The 7,592-nt window shown below is 59.8% G+C and carries 6 protein-coding genes; 1 reads left to right on the plus strand and 5 read right to left on the minus strand.

From position 1 onward, the window contains the following. Window positions 1-20: 20 nt before the first annotated feature. Window positions 21-1,304 (minus strand): citrate synthase, encoded by a 1,284-nt coding sequence (locus Q7O77_RS01365; RefSeq protein ID WP_304162733.1) that lies wholly within the window; start codon window positions 1,302-1,304, stop codon window positions 21-23. A 268-nt stretch (window positions 1,305-1,572) separates the two neighbouring features. On the opposite strand from Q7O77_RS01365, the gene Q7O77_RS01370 reads away from it, so the two are divergent. Then, a complete protein-coding gene (locus Q7O77_RS01370; RefSeq protein ID WP_085652859.1) occupies window positions 1,573-3,891 on the plus strand; it encodes a Tex family protein in 2,319 nt (772 codons plus the stop codon). A gap of 405 nt (window positions 3,892-4,296) precedes the next feature. Here Q7O77_RS01370 and Q7O77_RS01375 read toward each other — a convergent pair whose 3' ends face one another. The 4 genes from Q7O77_RS01375 to Q7O77_RS01390 form a co-directional block, all read right to left on the minus strand. After that, complete coding sequence (locus Q7O77_RS01375; protein WP_304162738.1) at window positions 4,297-5,529, minus strand: FtsX-like permease family protein; 1,233 nt, start codon at window positions 5,527-5,529, stop codon at window positions 4,297-4,299. Further along, window positions 5,526-6,218, minus strand: coding sequence for an ABC transporter ATP-binding protein (locus Q7O77_RS01380; RefSeq protein WP_304162740.1), 693 nt, complete (start codon window positions 6,216-6,218; stop codon window positions 5,526-5,528). Before Q7O77_RS01380 ends, Q7O77_RS01375 begins: the two co-directional genes overlap by 4 nt. 6 nt (window positions 6,219-6,224) lie before the next feature. Continuing rightward, window positions 6,225-6,689, minus strand: a complete 465-nt coding sequence (locus Q7O77_RS01385; RefSeq protein WP_304162743.1) for a hypothetical protein — start codon at window positions 6,687-6,689, stop codon at window positions 6,225-6,227. Window positions 6,690-6,695: 6 nt separating this feature from the next. Next, the coding region (locus Q7O77_RS01390) for an alkaline phosphatase (RefSeq protein ID WP_304162746.1) at window positions 6,696-7,592 on the minus strand (897 nt) is incomplete at its 5' end.

A 7,592-nucleotide genomic window follows, 5' to 3' on the forward strand; every position in this document is an offset into this window, starting at 1 on the left:
CGACCGCTAGCGCAAGACGGTCAGTCGTTTAAGGCGGAACGGAAGTCCCGCAACGGCTGGCCGTTATACACCTGACGGGGGCGATAGAGGGTCAGCCCCTGCTCATGCATCTCCTTCCAGTGGGCGATCCAACCGCTGGTGCGCCCCACGGCGGCAATGACCGGGAACATCGCTGGCGGAAGCTTCATCGCCTTGAGGATCACCGCCGTATAAAAATCGGCGCTGGGGTAAAGCCGATGCTCAAGGAAATAGGCGTCGGTCAGCGCCACATGCTCCAGTTCCATCGCCACCTGCAGCAAGTCGTCCCCCATACCCAGTTCATTCAGCACTTCGTAGCAGGTTTTACGCAGGATCGCCGCGCGGGGATCAAAATGGTGATACACGGAATTGCCGAATCCCATCAGCTGCATTGCGCTACCGCCCTCCTTCGCCCGACGCACAAACTCAGGAACGCGATCCACCGTTTTGATCTCGCCTAACATTCGCATGCAGGCCTCATTCGCGCCGCCGTGCCGCGGCCCCCACATGGACGCCAGCCCCGCCGCAATACAGGCGAACGGGTTGGCGCCGGACGATCCAGAAGCCCGGACCGCCATCGTTGACGGGCACTGTCCGTGGTCGGCATGCAGGATCAGAATACGGTTCATCGCCCGTTCGAGGACAGGATTCACCTCATAGGTTTCCGCCGGAATGGAGAACAGCATGTGCATGAAATTCGCGGTGTAAGAAAGAGAATTCCGTGGATAAACCGCAGGCTGCTCAATGGAATATTTGTAGCTCATGGCGGCCAGCGTCGGCATCTTCGAGAGCAGCCGCACGGCCGCCAGTTCCCGGTGTTCGGGTTCTTCCACGTTCAGCACATCGTGATAGAACGCCGCCAGCGCCCCGACGACGGCGCACATCAGCGCCATCGGATGAGAATCCCGACGGAAGCCGCTGCACATTCGGCTAATCTGCTCGTGGATCAGCGTGTGGCGGGTGATCGTCTCCGAAAAGGCATCGTACTCCTTCCGTGAAGGCGCTTCGCCGTGCAGCAGGATAAAGCAGACCTCAAGGAAATCGCACTGTTCCGCCAGCTGTTCAACGGGGAAACCACGATGCAGCAGCACGCTGTCGACAGGATCGATATAGGTAATCGCGGACTCGCAGCCCGCCGTGTTGGCGAAGCCGGGATCGAAGCTGCACAGATTTTTATCGCCCAACGGACGGACATCCACCGCCTCCCTTCCCATCACGCCGCGGCGAATATCCAGCGTGATCTCTTCCTGCCCGCTCATCGTCAGCGTGGATGTTTTTACTGTCATGCCTCAATCTCCCGACCGAATGAACGCACTTACCCCGTCATACTGGCGTAGGCGGTCTAAAATCATCATGGCATCGCTGCCCCTTGTTCAATTAATACGCTAATTCAGCGTTAAGTCACAACAATCTGGCGGAATTTTGATGCAGGTAAACTTTCGCCGCAGCCCGCTTACGCGCCGCGTCTGCGTCGGCTGGCATTTTTCGCCGTCAATCCGTATAACTATCGCAAGCTTTTACACCCCTTAATTGAAGACGAGTGATATCAACCTCATGAATGCCTCATTAAGCCATATCATCGCCCAGGAGCTGAGCGCCCGCACCGAGCAGGTCAGCGCCGCGGTTCAACTGTTGGACGAAGGAAACACCGTCCCTTTCATCGCCCGTTATCGTAAAGAAGTGACCGGCGGGCTGGATGATACGCAGCTGCGTCAGCTGGAAGCCCGACTGGGTTATCTGCGCGAGCTGGAAGATCGTCGCCAGACTATTCTGAAATCCATCGACGATCAGGGAAAACTCACCGACGATTTGGCGCAGTCCATTCGCACCACGCTCAGCAAAACCGAGCTGGAAGATCTCTACCTGCCGTATAAACCCAAGCGCCGCACGCGCGGTCAGATTGCTATCGAGGCGGGCCTTGAGCCGTTGGCGGACAGCCTATGGAACGACCCGTCCCAGACGCCGGAAAACGCCGCTGAAGCCTATATTGACGCCGACAAAGGCGTGGCCGACGTCAAAGCCGCGCTGGACGGCGCACGTTACATCCTGATGGAGCGTTTCTCTGAAGACGCCGCCCTGCTGGCGAAGGTACGTGACTACCTGTGGAAAAACGCGCATCTGGTCTCCCGCATGGCGGAAGGCAAAGAGGAAGAAGGCGCGAAGTTCCGCGACTATTTCGACCATCACGAGCCTATCGCGCAGGTGCCGTCCCACCGCGCACTGGCAATGTTTCGCGGTCGCAACGAAGGCATCCTGCAACTGGCGCTCAACGCCGATCCGCAGTTCGATGAACCGCCCCGCGAAAGCTACTGCGAGCAGATCATCATCGACCATCTGGGCCTGCGGCTGAACAACGCCCCTGCCGACGGCTGGCGTCGCGCGGTCGTCAACTGGACCTGGCGTATCAAGGTGCTGATGCATCTGGAAACCGAACTGATGAGCAGCGTGCGCGAAAAAGCCGAAGACGAAGCCATCAACGTGTTCGCCCGCAACCTGAACGATCTGTTGATGGCTGCGCCTGCCGGAATGCGCGCCACCATGGGGCTGGACCCCGGCCTGCGCACCGGCGTTAAAGTCGCGGTCGTGGACGCCACCGGCAAACTGGTCGCGACCGACACCATCTATCCGCATACCGGTCAGGCCGCGAAAGCCGCCGCCAGCGTCGCGGCGCTCTGCATAAAGCATCAGGTGGAACTGGTCGCCATCGGTAACGGCACCGCCTCGCGCGAAACCGAGCGTTTCTTCCTTGATACCCAGAAGCAGTTCCCGGCCATCAACGCACAGAAGGTAATCGTCAGCGAAGCGGGCGCTTCGGTGTACTCCGCCTCCGAGCTCGCCGCGCTGGAATTCCCGAATCTCGATGTCTCGCTGCGCGGCGCGGTCTCTATCGCCCGCCGACTGCAAGACCCGCTGTCCGAGCTGGTGAAGATTGAACCGAAATCCATCGGCGTCGGCCAGTACCAGCACGACGTCAGCCAAACGCTGCTGGCTAAAAAGCTGGATGCCGTGGTGGAAGACTGCGTGAACGCCGTCGGGGTGGATCTGAACACCGCCTCCGTACCGCTGTTGACCCGCGTCGCGGGCCTGACCCGGATGATGGCGCAAAACATCGTCAACTGGCGCGACGAGAACGGCCGCTTCCTTAACCGTGCGCAGCTGTTGAAAGTCAGCCGTCTCGGCCCTAAAGCTTTTGAACAGTGCGCCGGGTTCCTGCGCATCAACCACGGCGATAACCCGCTGGATGCCTCCACGGTTCACCCAGAAGCGTATCCGGTGGTGGAACGCATTCTGGCCGCCACCGAGCAGAAACTGCAGGAGCTGATGGGCGACTCCACGGCGCTGCGCTCGCTGAAAGCCAGCGAATTCACCGACGAACGCTTTGGTATCCCCACGGTGACCGACATCATTAAAGAGCTGGAAAAACCGGGACGCGATCCTCGTCCTGAGTTCAAAACCGCCAGCTTTGCCGAAGGCGTAGAGACGATGAACGACCTGCTGCCGGGCATGATTTTGGAAGGCGCCGTCACCAACGTCACCAACTTCGGCGCCTTCGTGGACATCGGCGTCCATCAGGATGGGCTGGTGCATATCTCCTCGCTAGCGAACCGCTATGTGGAAGATCCGCATACGGTGGTCAAGGCGGGCGATATCGTCAAAGTGAAGGTGCTGGAAGTGGATTTGCAGCGTAAACGCATTGCGCTGACAATGCGTCTGGATGAGCAGCCGGGAGAAACCGGCGCGCGTCGCGGCGGTCAAGACTCGGCGCAGCCGCGCAAACCGTCCGCCAATAAACCGCGTCCGCGTGCAGCCAGCACATCGGCTGGCAACAGCGCGATGAGCGACGCGCTGGCGGCGGCGTTCAAAAAACGCTAACGCGACCAAGAGGGAGAGCGCGACAGGCGTTCTCCCTCTGCGTTCAGAGGTCGTGAATACCCCCTGATTTCCATCACGCAAGGCGGCTTCAGCTCGCCGGCGACAATGCCAAATGCCCTATCCAAACCCGCACAGTAGCAACACGCTGCATCGGTTCATTCCCGCTCGCACCATACTGCTCGTCAGGCCGCCTTTCAGAGACATGATGATCGTGCCGTTATCAAAACAATATCCCGGAGATGGCGGCGAGTACGTCAGCATGTGAAGGTTTTCCTGAACGTGCCCGTTGAACGAGTCGGTTTCGGTGAGAAAGAGGCGAACGTCAGATGAGAAAACATCGCCCGGCGAGCGCTCGCCTCCTTCTGAAAAGCGATGCGGCCCACACGGGCGATCGTGAAAGGCGAATTACGCTTCCCGCAGCGCCTGCGCCGGAGAGTGTCGCCAAGACAGCATCGCAGGAACGGTCAATACCACCGCCGCGATGACCAGTAGTAGCAGCGAGAACTGAATGTCCTCCTCGCCGAGCGTGACCGGCAGCACAAAGCCGCTTTTCTCACTCATCACGACGGCAATCGCTTTCGCCGCCAGATAGCCCAGACCCACGCCGGTCAGTATGCCCGCGCTCACCAGCACCATCAGCCCGGACCAGACCAGCAGAAAAATGCCGGAACGCGGTGCGCCAAAGGCGCGCAGCGCGCCAATCTGTCTGCGGCGCTGATGCAGGTGCAGCACCGCGACCATCGCGACGGCAACCCCCACCAACCCCTGCGTGCCCATCGCCACGTAGTCCAGCAGCAGACGAATATCCCCCAGAATGCCGTAGAGCTTTACCAACACTTCGCCGGGGAACACCGCCAGCGTGCTGTCCGTACGGAACTGGGCGCGTAGTTGATAAGCCCCGGCAATGCTTTTCGGTTTGACCACGATGGCGGGGACGCCCGCGGGCGTCCCGGCGTGATGCTCCTCCGCCTCATCGCCGTCGTGATGATGTTCATCCTCTTCGTCGTGCTCATGTCCCGGCACGGCGATGCCATGCACTCGCCAGACCGCCGTGACCGGCACCAGTATGGCGCGATCCCAGGCGCTGCCGTCTTCCGGCAGCACGCCAACAACGGTGTAGTGGACATGCTCATGCGCGTGCGCGCCGCTTTCGCCTACGCGGCCGTGGATCGGGCTAAAGGTATCGCCAGGTTTCAAGCCCGTATGCGCACCGACTACGGCGTCGAAATCCTGTTCAAACCCCCGTCCGCTCTGGAGCGCCCGCTTGCCGTTATCGGTGACCAGCGGGGCCGTTGTCCCCACAACCGGCATGCCTTGATAGAAATCGCCGAATGCCACCGGCGCGGCCCACTCGACCAACGGATGATGCTCCAGCGTCTCCAGCACCGACGCCGGGATCAGCGTCAACGCCGACGGCTGGAGAAAGACCGATGACAGAACCAGCTGCGTTTCGCTACCCGGCGCGCCGATCACCAGATCGAAACGATCCGCCGCGCGCGCGCTCCCTTGCTGTAACGCTCGCTCCTGCAGGTTTACCGCAATGCTCAGCGCCGTCGCCAGCGCGATCAGCAGCATGACGACCAACATACCGGGCCACAGCCTGCGCATATCGGCGCCTAATAACGTCCAGGGGATCATGCCGTTTGCTCCTTCTTTTTCTCATCCGACACGATTCGTCCCTGTTCCAGCCGGATGCAGCGCGCCATCCCCTCGGAGAGCTGACGATCGTGCGTGACCGTGATCAGCGTCGTGTGAGTGTCCCGCGCCAACGCGATCAACAGCTCGGCGATCTGTTGGCCGTTATGACGATCCAGACTGGCGGTCGGCTCATCGGCGACGATCATGTCAGGCTCGCCCAGCAGCGCTCGCGCCACGGCGACCCGCTGTTTTTCACCGCGAGACAACCGTTCCACCGCCCGCTTTCCGGTATCCAGACCGACGCGCTCCAGTAGCTCCGCCGCCCGCATTTTTAGCGCGCGCGGAAGTCGCCAGTAGTGAAAACGCGCGGGCAGTAAGACATTTTCTAACGCCGACAGGCCGGGAAATAAATGAAAGTCCTGCATAACCAGACCGACATGGCGAGCACGCCACCGATCGCGACCGGCTTCGCTCAGGGTCAATAACTCCTGTTGATCCCATCGCACCGATCCGCTGGCCCGTCCGTCCAGCCCAGTCATGACGTTAATCAGGGTCGTTTTGCCCGAGCCCGATGGCCCGACGATGGCGACCCGCTCGCCCTCCGCAATATGGAGATGCGGAATGTCTAACACCGGCTCCGGCAGATCGGGGAACGTCACCTGCAACTGCGTCATTTGTATCATCGCCATCGGCTCCTAAGGCGTTTTGAAGTGCGCATCGCGCAGGCGTAACAAGCTGACGAAACCGCTGTCCGGATCGGTCCACGATCCATATTCCAGCACGCCGTCCACCTCGATAATGGTGTTGTTCTGCACGAAGGTCTGCCGCTTGCCGAGATAGACCACGACGATGTCTTCCGGCCAGTCCGCATCCGACGAACAAAACGGACACAGCGCCATCGGCATTTTGGTCAGAACAAAGAATTGCGCCTCGGCCTTTAACGGCGGCGCCATGAATCCCCGCATTTTCACCCGTTGTCCCGCCAGCGTTTTCACGTCGTTGGAAAATTCGGCACCCAGCACGCCGAACGACGCATACAGCTTGTCGAACGAGAGTTCAGGCACCGAGGCCGCACGCACAGGCTGCATGACGCTCAGGGAGAAAATAAGCAGGAACAGCGGGGCAATTAGCCCCGCCGCAAGACGTGTTAACCGTGGCATAACACGTTATTTCTTCGTGGTGTTGCGGGCATCGATAGCGAGCGCATCGACGATCACCCGGAACAGCTGCGTGTTATCCATATAACCGCGGATGGCTTCGCCGCCGGGGCCGCTGGCCTGAATCACCATGTCGTCCACGGAGTGAACGCCGGTATCCACCGAACGCGGCAGAATGCCTTCACGCAATACGGCGCCGGGGACAGAGGCGTAGGCCTTGTTGGCGACGTACTCATCTTTCTCATTTTTCACCGACGGGACAAACGTGCCATCCAGCTTCGGACGGAAGGTTTCGTAGTAATCCGGGTAGTTGTTAAAGAAGACCGCCAGACGTTTAGAAACGTTGACGTCATCCGGATAGCCGTCTTTATTGGCATCCTGATAGTTCGGGTAGCCCGCATCTTCATAAACGCCGACTTTTTCACGCATTTCCGTCCCCGGTTTGTCGTCGTCCACCGTACCGATAATGGAAATGCCATGGGTGTGGTCGCCGGTCACGATGATCAGCGTATCCGGATGGGTTTCTACGAATTTCTTCGCCACCGCCACAGACTGGTCAAGCATGATGGTGTTATAGAACGCGCGCTCCCAGTCCAGCGGATGTGAGGCTTTGTCGATCAGCGCCGATTCCACCATCAGGAAGAAGCCGTCTTTATTTTTAGACAGCACATCCAGCGCGGCCTGCGTCATGTCAGTCAGGTCCGGCTGATTGGGGAATTTCTTGGCGACGTCGTTTTTCAGGAAACGACGGTCAAGCACGCCATCCATGTTGCCGGTATGGAACAGCCCCAACAGTTTGGTGGCGGTCGCGGCGTTCTGCTTCAGCGTCTTCGCATCCGTCGCCAGCGTATAACCCGCCTGCTGGAATTTCTCGACGTAGTTAATATCGTCTTTGCGCTTCGAGCC

The sequence above is a fragment of the Lonsdalea britannica genome, from assembly GCF_946477055.1.
GTDB classification, from domain to species: Bacteria; Pseudomonadota; Gammaproteobacteria; order Enterobacterales; family Enterobacteriaceae; genus Lonsdalea; species Lonsdalea britannica_A.